This window comes from Bacillus sp. DB-2 (assembly GCF_003315125.1).
Classification (GTDB): domain Bacteria; phylum Bacillota; class Bacilli; order Bacillales; family Bacillaceae_G; genus Bacillus_A; species Bacillus_A mycoides.
Window position 1 is genome coordinate 82,712 of sequence record NZ_QNRN01000003.1, and the last position, 15,159, is coordinate 97,870.

Sequence of the window (15,159 nt, forward strand, 5' to 3'; positions counted from 1 at the left end):
AATTTAAGATATGGATTGAAAACAGGGCTCATTCTAAATGAAGAAGGTAAAATAAAAACTTCAAATTAAATTTGAAGTTTTTATTTTTATTTATTTTCGAGCCAGCTTTTTATTTATAAATCCTAAAATCAATCCACGTATTTGTGGGTCAATGGCAAGACCGATAATACCGTACAATATACCAGTAAGTGTTAAAGCTATTAGTGGTGGTAAGTTAATTAATGCCGTGCGGTATATTGCGTAACTGATTATAAACGCTAGGCTATTAAATATTATTCCTTTGAATAGTAATGAAAAACCTTTACGAACGAATAAAGTAAATCCGATTAATAATGTAATCTCGGTAATGATCGCAGCTGCTGCAGCTCCCATCATTCCAAATTGGCTGCCTAATGCGATGTAACTTACGATAGCGACAGCTAATCCAATTCCCATCGTTGTCGCACGCTTCCACTGTTGACCAATAGTTGTTAAATTATCAGCAAGTGGATAGTTGATAGATTGTAAAATAACCATAAAGGCTAAGATTGCAAGAGCATCACTAGCTGGTGCGTATTCTCCCCCTAATAAAGTAACAATCCAAAAGCTTGGATCAGCGATAAATGGAATGGAGATCCCCATTCCTAAGAAGGACATCAGTTTTAATTCGAATTCAGACAGTTTTTTATGTTCATCAATATTCTTTTCATTTCCAAACGCAAACAATTTTGGATAGAAGGCTGCTGCAATGACACCAGGTATTTGATAAAGTACGGCAGGTATTTTATAGGCAGTTCCAAAGAATCCAACTTGCTCATGCGTTGAAACTTTTTCTAATATAATAGGACCTAACTGCGGTAAAAGCATAATGATAATGCCATTGATTGTGAAAATAAGCAGTTGATCTAAAATACCTTTGTCCCAGCCCTTATGAATTGTTGTATAGCGGATGGTCATTATAAAGGCAATGACTCCTGTTACAAGGCTAGATATTCCGTACATGGCAGCGACCATCATAAGTGACCATTCAAATGCCATTCCTAGTAGAAGCGCAGCTGCTGCTGTTACACCTTGTAGTACAGAAATAATTGCTGTAAATTGCATACGTTCTGTTACTTGGAAATAAGCCATTCCAACCCCTTGTAAAGTTGCTCCAAACATGGTTGGCAGTACAACCCAATATACCATGGCACGTAAGTACGCATCGGTATAGAAGAACTGAGCGAAAATAGCGAAGAGCACAGAAATTACGATAGCTAACACTAAACGAATACGTAAATAACTACTTATTAATACGCTAATGTTAGCGCTGTCTCTTGTTCCTTCACGCATAAACGTATGTGTCAAACCTGCATCTGTGAAATAACAAATAACAGCGGAAACTGCTAATGCAATCGTAAACATCCCATAGTCACTTGGTGAAACATATCTTGCAAAGAGAATCGTTGCGATAGCTAGTACAAATCGAACGGTGATATTTCCTACAAAGAGGTAGGAGGCGTTTTTAAGAATTTTATTATTTTTCATGGAACAAAACCTTTCTATTCCTTAGGACGCACGTTGTCCTATTTATAAATTTGATTTGTTTACGGAAAGAATGTTTAGAAGCTTATTTTTATTTAAGAAAACAGAAATTTGATTCGTACAAACCAAAGCATTGCGTATAATTTCTTGCTTCGTTTTCCATTTTTCGAATAAATTTTGCGACAATATTTATTGATATCGCTTTTGATTAGTTGAACTTGTGATTTATCTAATTTAGAGTTGCCCTTAATGTATATACAAGCGTTATTAATGACTGTATATGGGAATAGATAAGTTTCAAGAATTTCAAGAAGTTCTGTAGAATCATTCACGATTAAGTCTTTTGACTTATTATGAACCCAATCCTTCATTCGATTAAATACTTCTAATTCTTTTGCTGTCTTTAATTCATAATCTTTATACTTTGAAGAAAGATTTCCTTCTGATAAAATTCGATAATATGTCAAATATTCATCTACATAGCATACGTTTGTTACGCTCATTAATTTAAATAAAAACTCCAAGTCTTCTCCCCAGCTACATTCTGGTGTAAAACGGATATTATGATTCATTGCGATAGAGCGTTTGAAAACCCAAGTACTTGTTTGAGCAACAACTTGGTGTGTTAAGAATGCTTTTGCCATATCACCTTTAATAAAGTTTGTTGTATGATCAACCTTTTCGCCTGTTTCTTCGTAGAAATTCATATAACCACAATAGCACGCGTCCATGTTGTTTTTATGCATACTCTCGATTTGTTTCTCAATTTTAGTTGGATGCCATAAGTCGTCACTATCAAGGAAAGCGACGTATTCTCCGCTAGCATTTTCAATCCCTGTATTACGAGCTACTGAAACACCTTGGTTTTTTTGGTGAACGTATTTTACTTGACCCGGATATTTTTCTGCAAGATTTTTTACGATAGAAGCTGATTGATCTTTACTTCCATCATCTACAATTACAATTTCAATGTTTTTATATGTTTGATCCAGTATTGACTGCATCGTTTCTTCAATATATTTTTCTGTGTTATACAGGGGTATGACAACAGAAACAAGTTGTTTTTGTTCCATCATAGAATTTTTATCTCCTCAAATTTTTTATGTCTTGCACCATATATACAAGCCTTTTGAAAGGAAGAAGATTACAAGAACATCTGTATCAGTTTAACGCATATAAACTTTGTAAATCAACTTTCTATTATTGTACTTTGTATAAAAAGTATTTATTATAGAATGTATTGTCTTGTAAAAATATAGAAACATAATTTGAAAATTATGTATTTGAAGGGAGAAGATGAGATGTTAAGGCGATTTACTCGCAAATCTAATGTAATCCTTTTAGGGATTATTATGATAGTCGGTTTCGCGCTTCGTTTTGCAACTTTGCAAACACATGGTGCAGATTTGACTATAGCTAGCGATGATATAGGTTATCAAAAAACGGCAACCATTTTATTGGAAACAGGAATGTTAACATATCATGAGCCGGATAAACCAACTATTCATATTATGCCAGGTTTTCCAGCATTTTTAGCTACTGTATTTTACTTTTTTGGAAATGGTAATGAAGGCCTTTTTGTAGCTAAATTAATTATTATCCTATTAGGGGTACTTAGTATTTTACTAACTTATAAGATTGGTACTTATTTATTGAATCCCGCCGCAGGATTAATAGGTGCTTTCTTATTAGCTGTGTATCCTCCAGAGATTGTTATGGAAAATTTAACTTTAACAGAAGGACCGTTTTTATTCTTTTCATTGGGATTATTATATTTTAGCTTAAAATTAGCTGATACTCATAAAACGAAACATTTTCTAATTGTATTAATTTTCTACTTTTTAGCATTGTACTTACGCGTACAAGTTGCTTTATATCCAATACCATTATTTATATATCTCTTAATGAAGCGCTATCCATTCCGCGTTATGATGAAGCAAGCGATTATAAGTATAGGAATAGGACTTATCGTACTTGGACCATGGTGGGCCCGCAATTACATTCAATTTGATAAATTTATTCCACTAACTGCTGGGGCAGGGAATCCGTTATTACTTGGAACGTATCAAGGGAAAGGCTATCCAGAAGGTAAGGATATGGCAACACTTGAAATAGAATTACACGCAAAATACCCTAACCTGGAAGCACATGAATTTATGGAATTAGAAGAAAAAATAGCGAAAGATAAAATGAAAGAATGGTGGAAAACAGATAAGACCTCCATGATAGAGAGTTATTTAATCTTGAAGCCAGAAATTATGTGGAAAAAACCGTATTATTCTATAGAGCATAATATTGAAGTATTCAATGTTTCTGCAAAGGATATGAATGAAATACATAATTTTATTAAGACGATGTTCTTAATATGTACAATACTTTCATTTATCTTCCTTTTAAAAAGGTGGAGAGAGACTACATTTTTATGGTCAATCCTTTTACTGCAAACAGCTTTAACATGCTTTTATGCTGCATATGAAAGATATGCATTACCATTAATCCCATTCTTATTTATTATAATTGGAGTAGGGACCGTGGCAACGGTTATGAAAATTAGTAAACTATTAATTAGAAACAAATAGTTTGAAACGAAAAGCCCCTTGATTCTTAGAAGAATTAAGGGGCTTTTTGTATATGTTAGTATTTAAATAGAAAAAATTATTCGTTATCTGTTTCAGTTTGCGTTACGTTTAACTTTTGCTTTAATAATGCATAATCTTGCGTTAATGTTACAAGTTGATGGTGTAGCTTAGAAATTTTTCTTGTTAGGTCAAAAATTAAGATGAAACAGAATAATAATCCAAATAAGAATAAAATGGATGGTGGATATTCTACTTTTAATAGTTTTCCAATCCAATTTATAATTTTATCAGTAGAACTTAAAATAGCCATTGCAACACAAACAAAAATCCACAAAATAGCATATTTTGTTTCTAAAGTCCCGCGACGAATAGAATTAATAATTAAGAAGAATAATAACAAAATAAAGATGAATGAAAAGGTAATTATATGCATTCACTATCAACCTTTCACGATTTTTTGCATCAATATAGCAAGGCTTACTTTAACCATGTAATATGCAGATTTAAGAGGTGTGATGGAAGATTGTCCACCTTGTCGCTCTTGCATATTTACAGATATCTCATTAATGCGAAGTTTTTTCTTTTTTAAATGAATAAGGACTTCTGGCTCTGGATAATCTTTTGGATAATTGTGTGCAAAAATCTTAATTACTTCTCGATTGATAGCACGATATCCAGAAGTTGGATCCATAAATGTTTGTTTCGTTAACACTTTCAATAGGGCGGTAAAATAAAAAATACCGATTCTTCTTGAAATACTACCTTTATAAGCTGTTTTTTCTGTAAAGCGTGAACCTAGCACCATATCGCATTGGCCTTCAGCAATAGGCTGTATAATTTTGTATAAATCATCCGGATTATGTTGTCCATCAGCATCGAACTGAATTGCAATATCATATCCATTCTCATATGCATATTTATAGCCAGTTTGTACAGCTGAACCGATGCCCAGATTATATGGTAAATTAATAAGATGAACAGGGAAATTTTTTACGATTTGAGCTGTTTTATCTTGTGAACCATCATTAATAACGCAAATGCTTAATCTTGTAAAATGTTGTTTTAATTCTAATAATCTTGTTAATGTATCTGCAATTGCTTCTTCCTCATTATATGCTGGAATAATAATTAACGTTTTTGGTATTGAAATTGGTACCTCGATAGACATTATCGCACCACTCCTTACATATTTAACCACATTATGGTTATTTTCAAACAACTTTACTTAATATACCATTAATAGTATAAGGAAATAAAGGAAAAACTAATGGGTGACTTTAGGAGGGGGCCACTGAATATAAAGGCAAGAAATAGTATTTTTTATAATAAAAAATACATGCAAGGAAGAGCCCGTGCATGTATGATGAGAAGATTATGTTAAATATTCCAAGGTTTACTTAAAGTTAAAACTTCAGCCATCTCTTTACTTTTTAAACGTCCCTTTTTTCGATTTTCCGCGCGTTCTAAACCGGTTGTGTGTAACCAATGTTCTTCCTTAGTTTCAGGGAGTACTTGTGGTACGGACGAAGGCTTTCCATCTTTTATTGCCACAAATGTAATGAAGCAAGTAGCAGCAATTCTACGTTCGCCTGCTAATAAATTCTCTGCAATTACTTTTACGAAAACTTCCATTGAAGATTTCCCTGTATAACATACAAATGCTTCATAACAAACAGAATCTGCTTGGTGAATTGGAGTTAAAAAATCAACGGAATCGATAGATGCTGTTACGCAATGTTTGCGGCTATGTCTCGCAGCTGCAATTGAAGCAATACTATCAATTTCTGCTAATAATTTTCCCCCGAAAAGTGTTTGGTGATTATTTAAATCGTTCGGAAAAACACGTGTTGTTTTAATTGCTTTTGATTCTCGCATGAATTTCTTTTCCATATATTCAGCCCCTATAGTCTGTTTTCAATCAGAATGAAATGTGTAAGTGGAATACTCATATTAGATACTTAATGAAGTAAAGTGTATTCTAAAAGATGATTAGTTAAACTTCTGTATTTGTATTCATGTAACTGAAAGAAAATTTATTTTATCTAAAATGTAGTGTAAAAGAGGATTCGCTTACATTGCAAGTGAAAAGTAATGACCATGTATTTGTCATAGAAATTCCCTGTTAACCTTGTGCCTATTCATGATAGAATCGTTTTGTTATGAATGGAAATAGAGGTGCAATGGACATATGAATCATATAAGAACAAATTTTTCTTCTTTCTTTAGTAAAATAATGATTGGTACGATACTCGCATTTTTTGTTTATAGTTGTTGGTCGGCTTTTGAAACAAGTAAGCAATTTTTTGGAGGAAGTACAACAAGTATTACAATCGTATTAGTGATTTTTATTATTCTTATTTTGTTAATAGCATCGATTTTGCAATATCGTTTTACAGATAAGCAATTTCTTATTTTTCTTATAAGCATATCTATAGTTGCAAGACTGATTACAGTTCTATTTGTAGACAGTCCGATGATAGGCGATATGAAAGCTATGTATGAGTCTGCAAAGCAGATTGCAATTGGCAATAATATAGAAAATATAGCACAGTTACCTTTTATTATTTATGAATCGATCATCATTCGTATATTTGGTGATACGGTATTCGCTTTACAATTATTTAATATTTTATTTTGTACAGGAACTGCATTTTTCATTTATCGCATTGCGTCAATGGTCTTTGGAGAAGAGTGTGGTCGTATTGCATCAATGTTTTACGCTTTATATATTCCAAATATATTTATGAGTTCTGTATTAACGGCGGAATCGCTCGCAATATTTTTATTTTATTGTGCTTGTTACATATTTTTATATAAGGGATTAGACCATCCTTATATGTGGGTAATTTCAGCCATTTTATTTGCGCTTAGCAATATGATTTTCCCGATGGGGTTATTTTTACCTATTTTTATAGCTGCATATGTGCTGTTAATTGAAGTGTTTCAATCAGGGGCGAAACAAAAATTACTATTAAAAATGATAGGACTCCTTATTGTATTTTATAGTACTCATTTTGGTGTGAGTTATGGTATCAAGATGATGGGAATGTCACAGTATACAATTTCTAATGAGACTTATGTTCAAACTGTTTTAATTGGAAAAAGTGAAGAAAAAATATTCAAAAATCAAAGTGTAAAAGAGCATATTGATCAAGAGTTGAAAGAAATTGAAGAAGAAAGATTTAAACCCTTAAAACCGGTTATTAACAAATTTTCAGATGAGGGAACAAACTCTATTCTATTTAAAAGTGAAAAGCTTATATATATAGTGGTGACATTGTTTATGGCCATAGCTTTATTACATTTTCTAATCAAGAAACAACAAAATGAAGGATATATGTTGTTTGTATTATTAATTACCGGATATGTGTCGTTAAGGCTCTTCCGAGTAGATATGGCATATTATAATATTAGTATGCCAGCTTTGTTTATTTTACAAAGCTTTGGCGTTTATATGAGTTATTTTTATTGCCAAAAAATATTTTTCAGAAAATAAAAGAATCCATTTTGGATTCTTTTTTTGTAGATGGATGATAAGGATGAATGCAAAGTGGAGATTCGTCTTATCGGTTTAGTTCTAGTTGTAAATTATCCGCTGTTAAGGCCATTGTTGAGGAATCGTCTTGAATACTCTTCATTACTTGTGAGATAGTCTCTAATTCATTTTCAATTTTTTTATTTTGTTCTTTAGAGTTAGACATATCTTTTACGATTTCTTGGAAATATTGATCTGTCGCATGCATACTATCTGTCCCTTCAGATACGAGAGAGCTTATTTGTTCCACGGAAGAAGAGACGTGTATAATTTGTTCATTAGTTTTTTCAACGAGTTTTGTAACGTTGGAAATTGATTCTTTCGTTTGCTCTGATAACTTTCGGATTTCTCCCGCTACGACTGAAAAACCTTTACCAAATTCGCCAGCACGTGCAGATTCAATAGCAGCATTTAATGCTAGTAAATTTGTTTGCTCGGCGATTGATTTTACAATATCAATGATTTCGTTAATTTTGTTAGAAATATCAAGAAGCTCATGAGTATCAGTAATGATAGTTTCCATATTCGTTTGGATGCTTTCCATTCGTTTGTTTTGCAGATTTAATTGTTCTTTTCCTTTATTGGCCTTTTCTTCTGATGTCGTAGCTAATGATGTACCTGTTTTTGCAATTCCTACGATACTTTCTGATTTAGATGTTAACTGTTGAATAGAAGAGCTTGTTTTTTCAGATACTGCTGCTAGTTCTGTTGCAATATGTGTAATCGTCATAGCTGTCAGTTCTTTTTCTTTTTCATGTTCTTTTTGGATTCTTTCATATTCGGATTCATAAGCTGCAATAACGAGTTCTTGTTCTAATGTTAATAATTTATTTATTACGTTTATAGAATAAGAAAAATCGTCTATCGTTGAAATTTTCGTTTGCAAAATCTTTATGACGGAGCGAAATAATTCTTGATAAGCAGCGGTATACCATTTTCTATGTAAACCAATTTGTACGTGCCTTTTTGCAATTCTAACACGTTGTTCAATAAAATCTTCATTCATATTCCCGCTGAACAATTCTTTAATATGTGTCTTTAAAGTTTGTTTTAATTTTGGAATAGAGCTGTAGCGTTCAATAACAGCAATTAAATTAGGTTGTTTTGTGATGTTGGTGTAGAATTTTTCTGTTATCCAATCTATTTCCTCATAAATAAATGGCTGTAATACTTTAACAATTTGTAAATCTTCCTTTGAAATATGTAGCATATCCATTTGAGTTTTTAGTTCAGAATTAGCAGGCACGTTAAATATGATTTGTTGGCCTTTGCTTAATTCAATTATACTGGTGTTTGTTTTATTTTTTTTAAAAACCCCAAGCATCATTCTTCCCCCTGTTTATAAAACGTTTTCATTTTTTTATTCTAATGTAATTATATATTTTTATATACAATTACTCTATAGTATATGGAATTGTATATAAATTAAGAGAATTCTATGCAGAATTCTCTTAATGGCCTTTATTAATTTTTGCATGTGTTTTAAAGAAAACTGGGAAATGTACATTATATATTACGGTGACTACACGAATAACGAATGTTATTAATAAACAAACATAGAAAGCTAAGACGTGTGCCCCCATTGCATGTGTAATTAGGAAACTAACTGCTCCTAAAATAGAAGCAATTGCATATATTTCTTTTCGGAATACATACGGGATATCTTGAGCGCAAATGTCGCGTAAAATACCGCCCCCAATACCTGTAATAACTCCCATTGAAACGACTAAAAACGAGGCGTCAACGTGATGTGACATTGCTGCATTTGCACCAATAGCTGTAAATACACCTAAACCAACAGCATCAGAAAGCATAATAACGACTTGAAGTTTATTAATGCGCTCAAAAAACATACATGTGAATAATGCTGATAGTACACTTACGAAAAAGTAAATGGGTTTTACAAATGCGACAGGAGGCAGGTTACCAATCATAATATCACGAATAATACCGCCGCCGAGCGCAGTAGCTACAGCTAAACAAAGGACACCAAATAAATCTAGATCTTTTTTCAAACCAACTAATGTACCAGAAATGGCAGCGGCGATAATGCCAAGAAACGTAAATATATCGATTAATAACATGGCTTTAATTCCTTCCTCTTAAAGATGTTCCAGAGAAAAAATATACACTAAAGTTTTGGAAATAACAATTACTTTTCGCTACATGTAGAAAAATGGATGAAATAGCTAAAGAAAGCGTTTGAAAATGCTTGATAAGTAGCGATAAAGTAAAGTGAAAAAGTGTGGGAAGATTCATTGCATAGTTTTTTTGATGTAGCTTAGTTAGAGGGATGGTACAATAGGAGAAGTCCGTTTTGTACATTTGTATAAAATGATAAAAAAATATTTCTGTACGGTCGAAAATAAGTGTATATGTGTTAGATAGTTTTTATAGGGATAGGGAAGGATAGCTAAAAGACAATGTTTTCGGTTACTAATAATGCTGGATTTGACTAGTTTCGGCATGAAAAATAGTTCTCAATTTAAATATGAGTTATGTTATAATTGCTAGGTATGTTTAAACAGTAGAAAACTATGATTAAAAGATAATGTGAAGATTTTGTATGGAGGTCTTGGAATGTTAGCAAATCAAGCTAGGGTTAGATTTGAGCATTTTTTGCTCATTTTTATTATTTTACAGCCTGTTTTAGATTTATTAACGTCTCTTAGCATTGAGTTATTAAAAGTAAATGCGACAGTTGGAATTATGGTAAGATTCCTCATTATGGCAATGGGTGGTATTTATATTTTAATTCAGGCAAAAGAAAGAGAAAATAGGAAGTTTTTGATTTATCTTGTATTACTAGGAGCTATATTAGGAATAGGATTTATTAATAATAAGTTAATCAAGAGTCCTATTGTAATCGCAGAAGAGGTTAAATTCATTGGAAAAGCATTGTATATATATATTATGCTTGTTTCATACATTTTAGCTTTAAAATCACTGAAGAAGACAGTAAATATTAGCGATAAAGTTAGAAATAACATTGTGTATTCAACATTAATTATTAATGCTATTATGGTTATTTCTATTACAACTTCTACAGACTTTGGAAGTTATGAGTGGATGAAGGTTGGTTCCCGAGGATGGTTCTATGCAGGTAATGAACTAGGGTCAATCTTAGCTATTATTTTCCCTATTGTGGTATTATATTCTATTCAAAAAACAAAGAGCGTGAAGCACGTTTTATATTGGATTCCATCGCTTCTAATGATTTACTCTTTAATTCAAGTTGGTACGAAAGTAGGAATGGGCTCAATTGGTGCTACATTAGCGGCAGCAATCGGGATTATTGTACTACAATTATTATTTGATAGAAGAAATCCGAACAAAAAATCTCTTACACTTAATGCATTAATTGCGATTGTCCTATTAGCTGGTGTAGTTGGAACATTTAAAATGACGCCATTAGCACAAAATATGGGCATTCATAATAACTATTTAGCAGAACAAAATGTAGCACAGCACGGTCAAAAAGAACAAGAAATTAAAGATAAACTGAAAAAAGAACAAGAAATTAAAGAAAAAGAAGAAAAACAACATAAAGTTGAGAAACCAGAAGAAAAGGCGAAGGTAGAAGCTGAAGTTAAGAAAGAGCTTGAGAAAGAGCAAAAGAAAGAAAATCAAGAGAATCTTATTTTCAGTGGACGTCAAGTATATGAAGAGAGACATAAGCAGTTCTTTAAAGAAGCGCCAACGTCACAAAAGTTATTAGGAATGGGTTATGCAGGTAACTATAAATATAATGAACAAAAGCAGCCAGATCCGAAGCTAATCGAAATGGACTTCCATGATTGGTTTTATGATTTCGGAATTATTGGTTTTGCGTTAATGATGATTCCATTTATTTATTACGGCGTAAGAATCCTACTAGCATTTGTTACAAGATTTAAGGAAATATTTAATGTGAAATATGGAATGATTACAGCAAGCTTAGTATTAGCATTAGGTATTGCATATATTGCAGGACATATTTTGACAGCACCAGGAGTAGGGATTTACTTTGTAGTGGTGTTAGCTTATCTAATCGTAGATTTAGAAATTGAATGATAAAAATAAAAGCTAACTTTTGTTAGCTTTTATTTTTTAGTACAGTAAAATAAAGATAGATGGAAATGTAGCGAGGATTTAAAGGAGGAAAAAATATGAGGATATTGCATATGAATGCAGGAGCAGAAGATGGTGGAGGAAAAACACATATTATTTCACTGCTCGATCAATTTCCGAATGGTGAAGTAGAATTAGCAGTATTTGAAGATGGAATTGTTGCGAAAGAAGCAAGAGAGCTAGGGATAAAAGTTCATGTGTTTTCACAAAAATCTCGCTATGATTTATCCATTTTAAAAAACATAAGTGAATTCATTAATAAAGAAAAATTTGATGTAGTTCATACACACGGTCCTAGGGCAAATTTCTTTGTTTCTTTAATGAAAAAGAAATTCGCGGCAAAATGGGTAACGACAATTCATAGTGATCCATTTCAAGACTTTACTAAACAAGGCTTAAAAGGCTGGATTTTTACTAAATTAAATTTGAAAGCTTTAAAAAATATAGATTTATTTTTTGTTGTAACGAATAGGTTGAAAAAAAGCTTAGCCGCATTAGGTATTTCAAATGAAAAGATGCATGTTATCTATAACGGGATTGAATATGATCAGGAAAAAGCAGATGGCTATAATAAAAAGGAAATGTTTAATATTGATGAAGATGTGTTTACGGCAATCCAAGTAGCGCGTTTGCATCCTGTTAAAGGACATGAAGTTTTATTCGATGCGTTACAACAAACAAAATTGGAGAAAATTAAAGTGTTATTAGTTGGTGACGGGCCGTTAGAAAGAGAACTAAAGGCGTTAGCTACTGAAAAAGGGATTAATGATAAAGTTGAATTTTTAGGGCATCGTCAAGATGTGAAACAATTATTTGCTTCATCACATGTCAATTTGTTAACTTCCCATAGCGAAGGATTTCCATTAGTTTTATTAGAAGCGGCAAATCAACGTGTACCATCAATTGTGACTAGAGCTGGAGAAATCGAACCATTAATTGCAGATGAAACTTATGGGTGGATTGTACCAACTGGTGATGGAAAAGCATTGGCATCGGCATTAGAAGAGGCGTATGATAAGTGGAAAACTGGAGAGTTATCAGTAATGGGCAAGCATATTTATGAGCATGCTACTATGAACTTCTCACTTCAAAAATTATATGAAGATACGAAAGAAACATATAAGCAATTAATAGCAAAAAACCTTTAATGATAGAGAGGATAGTTAAATATGGCAGTACAAACGGTTGATATTCTAGGTGTTCCTTTCTCAACAATGACAATGGATGAAACGGTCCAATATTTAAAGGAACAACTAGAATTGGAGCAAACTCATACTTTTCAGGTAGTAACAGCAAACCCTGAAATTGTTATGTGTGCAAAAAAGGATGAAAAATTCCATAAAACATTACTAAATACCGATTTAATTACACCTGATGGTATTGGGGTTGTAAAAGCAAGTGGTATGCTTGGTACACCTGTAAAAGAACGTGTAGCAGGTTTTGATTTAATGTGTAATTTATTTGCGAAGTTATCAGAAGAGAATAAACCAGTATCTGTTTTCTTATTAGGTGCAAAACCACATGTTGTACAAGCCGCGGCTGATCATTTAACGAAGACATATTCGGCTGCATCTATCGTGGGGATACAAGATGGATATTTTAAACAAGAAGAAGAAGAGAATATTGTTTCACGTATTCAAGAGGCAAAACCAGATCTATTACTTGTTGCACTTGGCTTTCCAAGACAAGAAAACTTTATCCAAAACAATAAGCATCGTTTAGAAACGAAAATGGCTGTTGGAGTAGGCGGTAGTTTAGATGTGTGGGCTGGAGAGGTAAAGCGTGCGCCAAAATGGATTCAATCTATTCATTTAGAGTGGTTTTACAGATTATGTAGTAATCCAACACGTTGGCGTCGTCAGCTAGTATTAGCTGAATTTTTAAAAGAAGTAATGCGTTCAAAAAAGTAGCGGAATATCGCTACTTTTTTTATTTGTTTATTTTTGATAAACATTTTACTTTTGGGAATGATGAAGGAGAATTTTTTATAAGAAATTATTTTACTTATGCAATACACACATGTAAAATGATGTGTAAAGACACCTGTGTAAGGAGGACTTCTTGTGAGCAAGGTAAAAGAAATTTCGAAGCGAAAGCTACTGGGTATAGCAGGGCTTGGCTGGCTATTTGATGCAATGGATGTTGGAATGCTTTCATTTGTAATCGTAGCACTCCAAAAAGATTGGGGATTAAGTACTCAAGAAATGGGTTGGATAGGCAGCGTTAATTCAATTGGTATGGCAGTAGGAGCGCTCCTTTTTGGGATACTATCAGATAAAATAGGACGGAAATCAGTCTTTATTATTACATTATTACTATTTTCTATCGGTAGTGGTTTAACTGCTTTAACGACGACATTCGCGATGTTCCTCGTTTTACGCTTTTTAATTGGTATGGGACTTGGCGGGGAACTTCCAGTTGCATCTACTCTTGTATCAGAAAGTGTTGAAGCGCACGAACGTGGAAAAATAGTTGTACTATTAGAAAGCTTTTGGGCTGGTGGTTGGTTAATCGCAGCTCTTATCTCATATTTTGTTATTCCTAAATACGGTTGGGAAGTTGCTATGGTAATAAGTGCAGTTCCAGCGTTATATGCTTTATATTTAAGATGGAATTTACCCGATTCTCCAAGGTTTCAAAAGGTTGCAAAAAGGCCATCTGTTATTGAAAATATAAAATCGGTTTGGTCTGGAGAATATCGTAAAGCAACAATTATGTTATGGATTCTATGGTTTTGTGTGGTCTTTTCCTATTATGGAATGTTCCTTTGGTTACCTAGTGTAATGGTACTGAAAGGCTTTAGTTTAATAAAAAGTTTTCAGTACGTACTCATTATGACTTTAGCTCAACTTCCAGGATATTTCACAGCTGCATGGTTTATTGAACGTCTTGGTCGTAAATTTGTATTGGTTACGTATTTAATTGGTACAGCATGTAGTGCTTATGTGTTCGGAATTGCGGATTCATTAACAGCATTAATAGTGGCGGGTATGTTACTATCCTTCTTTAATTTAGGTGCTTGGGGTGCATTATACGCTTATACACCGGAACAGTATCCAACAACTATTCGCGGTACAGGTGCAGGAATGGCAGCTGCATTTGGGCGTATTGGTGGTATTCTTGGACCACTATTAGTAGGGTATTTAGTTGCTTCACAAGCTTCACTATCGCTAATATTTACGATTTTCTGTGGATCAATTTTAATTGGGGCACTTGCTGTAGTTATACTTGGTCAAGAAACGAAACAGAGGGAATTAGTATAAAGAGAAACCTTAATCAGTGGTGTTTTGTCCATCAACCACTGATTATTAGCCCGCACCAATCGGGATAAAAGAAAAGGGGAACCAAAGTGGTTTCCTTTTTTCTGTTTTTTTAGATAAATAATGGTATAGTAAGAAAAAGGGAATGTTTCTTACTAAAGCGAATGTATAC

13 protein-coding genes and 1 pseudogene are annotated in these 15,159 nt (G+C 32.9%); 6 read left to right on the plus strand and 8 right to left on the minus strand.

The features are described 5' to 3' along the window. Positions 1-90: 90 nt before the first annotated feature. Both DET63_RS05920 and DET63_RS05925 read right to left on the minus strand, forming a co-directional pair. Positions 91-1,506, minus strand: a complete 1,416-nt coding sequence (locus tag DET63_RS05920) for an oligosaccharide flippase family protein (protein WP_113936138.1) — start codon at positions 1,504-1,506, stop codon at positions 91-93. Positions 1,507-1,598: 92 nt separating this feature from the next. Further along, positions 1,599-2,579 (minus strand): glycosyltransferase family 2 protein, encoded by a 981-nt coding sequence (locus tag DET63_RS05925; RefSeq protein WP_113936139.1) that lies wholly within the window; start codon positions 2,577-2,579, stop codon positions 1,599-1,601. 225 nt (positions 2,580-2,804) lie between these two features. Here DET63_RS05925 and DET63_RS05930 point away from each other — a divergent pair, with 225 nt between their 5' ends. Continuing rightward, positions 2,805-4,082 (plus strand): glycosyltransferase family 39 protein, encoded by a 1,278-nt coding sequence (locus tag DET63_RS05930; RefSeq protein ID WP_113936140.1) that lies wholly within the window; start codon positions 2,805-2,807, stop codon positions 4,080-4,082. 76 nt (positions 4,083-4,158) lie between these two features. On the opposite strand, the gene DET63_RS05935 is transcribed toward DET63_RS05930, so the two are convergent. From DET63_RS05935 to DET63_RS05945, 3 genes are all read right to left on the minus strand, one after another. Then, on the minus strand, positions 4,159-4,515 hold the full coding sequence (locus tag DET63_RS05935) for a DUF2304 domain-containing protein (protein ID WP_070145695.1): 357 nt from the start codon (positions 4,513-4,515) through the stop codon (positions 4,159-4,161). 6 nt (positions 4,516-4,521) lie between these two features. Then, positions 4,522-5,250 (minus strand): glycosyltransferase family 2 protein, encoded by a 729-nt coding sequence (locus DET63_RS05940; protein WP_113936141.1) that lies wholly within the window; start codon positions 5,248-5,250, stop codon positions 4,522-4,524. 209 nt (positions 5,251-5,459) lie between these two features. Further along, positions 5,460-5,972: an acyl-CoA thioesterase gene (locus tag DET63_RS05945; RefSeq protein ID WP_002144630.1), complete on the minus strand. Its 513-nt coding sequence runs from the start codon at positions 5,970-5,972 to the stop codon at positions 5,460-5,462. 298 nt (positions 5,973-6,270) lie between these two features. Here DET63_RS05945 and DET63_RS05950 point away from each other — a divergent pair, with 298 nt between their 5' ends. After that, the gene (locus tag DET63_RS05950) at positions 6,271-7,578 is read left to right on the plus strand and encodes an ArnT family glycosyltransferase (RefSeq protein ID WP_113936142.1); all 1,308 of its coding nucleotides are present in this window, start codon (positions 6,271-6,273) and stop codon (positions 7,576-7,578) included. Positions 7,579-7,645: 67 nt separating this feature from the next. Here the strand turns inward: DET63_RS05950 and DET63_RS31010 are convergent, their stop codons facing one another. From DET63_RS31010 to DET63_RS05960, 3 genes and pseudogenes are all read right to left on the minus strand, one after another. Continuing rightward, positions 7,646-8,347 (minus strand): methyl-accepting chemotaxis protein, encoded by a 702-nt coding sequence (locus DET63_RS31010; protein ID WP_002184479.1) that lies wholly within the window; start codon positions 8,345-8,347, stop codon positions 7,646-7,648. 99 nt (positions 8,348-8,446) lie between these two features. Further along, positions 8,447-8,944: pseudogene (locus DET63_RS31015) on the minus strand (protoglobin family protein); the annotation flags it as partial. A 124-nt stretch (positions 8,945-9,068) separates the two neighbouring features. Further along, complete coding sequence (locus DET63_RS05960; protein WP_000924380.1) at positions 9,069-9,701, minus strand: trimeric intracellular cation channel family protein; 633 nt, start codon at positions 9,699-9,701, stop codon at positions 9,069-9,071. A gap of 496 nt (positions 9,702-10,197) precedes the next feature. Between DET63_RS05960 and DET63_RS05965 the strand changes: the two genes are divergently transcribed. From DET63_RS05965 to DET63_RS05985, 4 genes are all read left to right on the plus strand, one after another. Next, a complete protein-coding gene (locus DET63_RS05965; RefSeq protein WP_113936144.1) occupies positions 10,198-11,670 on the plus strand; it encodes an O-antigen ligase family protein in 1,473 nt (490 codons plus the stop codon). A 95-nt stretch (positions 11,671-11,765) separates the two neighbouring features. Continuing rightward, complete coding sequence (locus DET63_RS05970) at positions 11,766-12,875, plus strand: glycosyltransferase family 4 protein (protein ID WP_088033868.1); 1,110 nt, start codon at positions 11,766-11,768, stop codon at positions 12,873-12,875. A gap of 21 nt (positions 12,876-12,896) precedes the next feature. Further along, entirely contained in the window at positions 12,897-13,637 is a 741-nt protein-coding gene (locus DET63_RS05975) for a WecB/TagA/CpsF family glycosyltransferase (RefSeq protein WP_088033866.1), read from the plus strand. Between the two features lie 153 nt (positions 13,638-13,790). Beyond that, entirely contained in the window at positions 13,791-14,990 is a 1,200-nt protein-coding gene (locus DET63_RS05985; protein WP_002138953.1) for an MFS transporter, read from the plus strand. Positions 14,991-15,159: the final 169 nt, after the last annotated feature.

What these genes read in the sequence shown, in the direction of transcription:
- DET63_RS05970 (WP_088033868.1), top strand. Translation starts at nt 11,766, where the DNA reads ATGAGGATATTGCATATGAATGCAGGAGCAGAAGATGGTGGAGGAAAA.
- DET63_RS05950 (WP_113936142.1), top strand. Translation starts at nt 6,271, where the DNA reads ATGAATCATATAAGAACAAATTTTTCTTCTTTCTTTAGTAAAATAATG.
- DET63_RS05940 (WP_113936141.1), bottom strand. Translation starts at nt 5,250, where the DNA reads ATGTCTATCGAGGTACCAATTTCAATACCAAAAACGTTAATTATTATT.
- DET63_RS05935 (WP_070145695.1), bottom strand. Translation starts at nt 4,515, where the DNA reads ATGCATATAATTACCTTTTCATTCATCTTTATTTTGTTATTATTCTTC.
- DET63_RS05945 (WP_002144630.1), bottom strand. Translation starts at nt 5,972, where the DNA reads ATGGAAAAGAAATTCATGCGAGAATCAAAAGCAATTAAAACAACACGT.
- DET63_RS31010 (WP_002184479.1), bottom strand. Translation starts at nt 8,347, where the DNA reads ATGACGATTACACATATTGCAACAGAACTAGCAGCAGTATCTGAAAAA.
- DET63_RS05960 (WP_000924380.1), bottom strand. Translation starts at nt 9,701, where the DNA reads ATGTTATTAATCGATATATTTACGTTTCTTGGCATTATCGCCGCTGCC.
- DET63_RS05920 (WP_113936138.1), bottom strand. Translation starts at nt 1,506, where the DNA reads ATGAAAAATAATAAAATTCTTAAAAACGCCTCCTACCTCTTTGTAGGA.
- DET63_RS05925 (WP_113936139.1), bottom strand. Translation starts at nt 2,579, where the DNA reads ATGATGGAACAAAAACAACTTGTTTCTGTTGTCATACCCCTGTATAAC.
- DET63_RS05965 (WP_113936144.1), top strand. Translation starts at nt 10,198, where the DNA reads ATGTTAGCAAATCAAGCTAGGGTTAGATTTGAGCATTTTTTGCTCATT.
- DET63_RS05975 (WP_088033866.1), top strand. Translation starts at nt 12,897, where the DNA reads ATGGCAGTACAAACGGTTGATATTCTAGGTGTTCCTTTCTCAACAATG.
- DET63_RS05930 (WP_113936140.1), top strand. Translation starts at nt 2,805, where the DNA reads ATGTTAAGGCGATTTACTCGCAAATCTAATGTAATCCTTTTAGGGATT.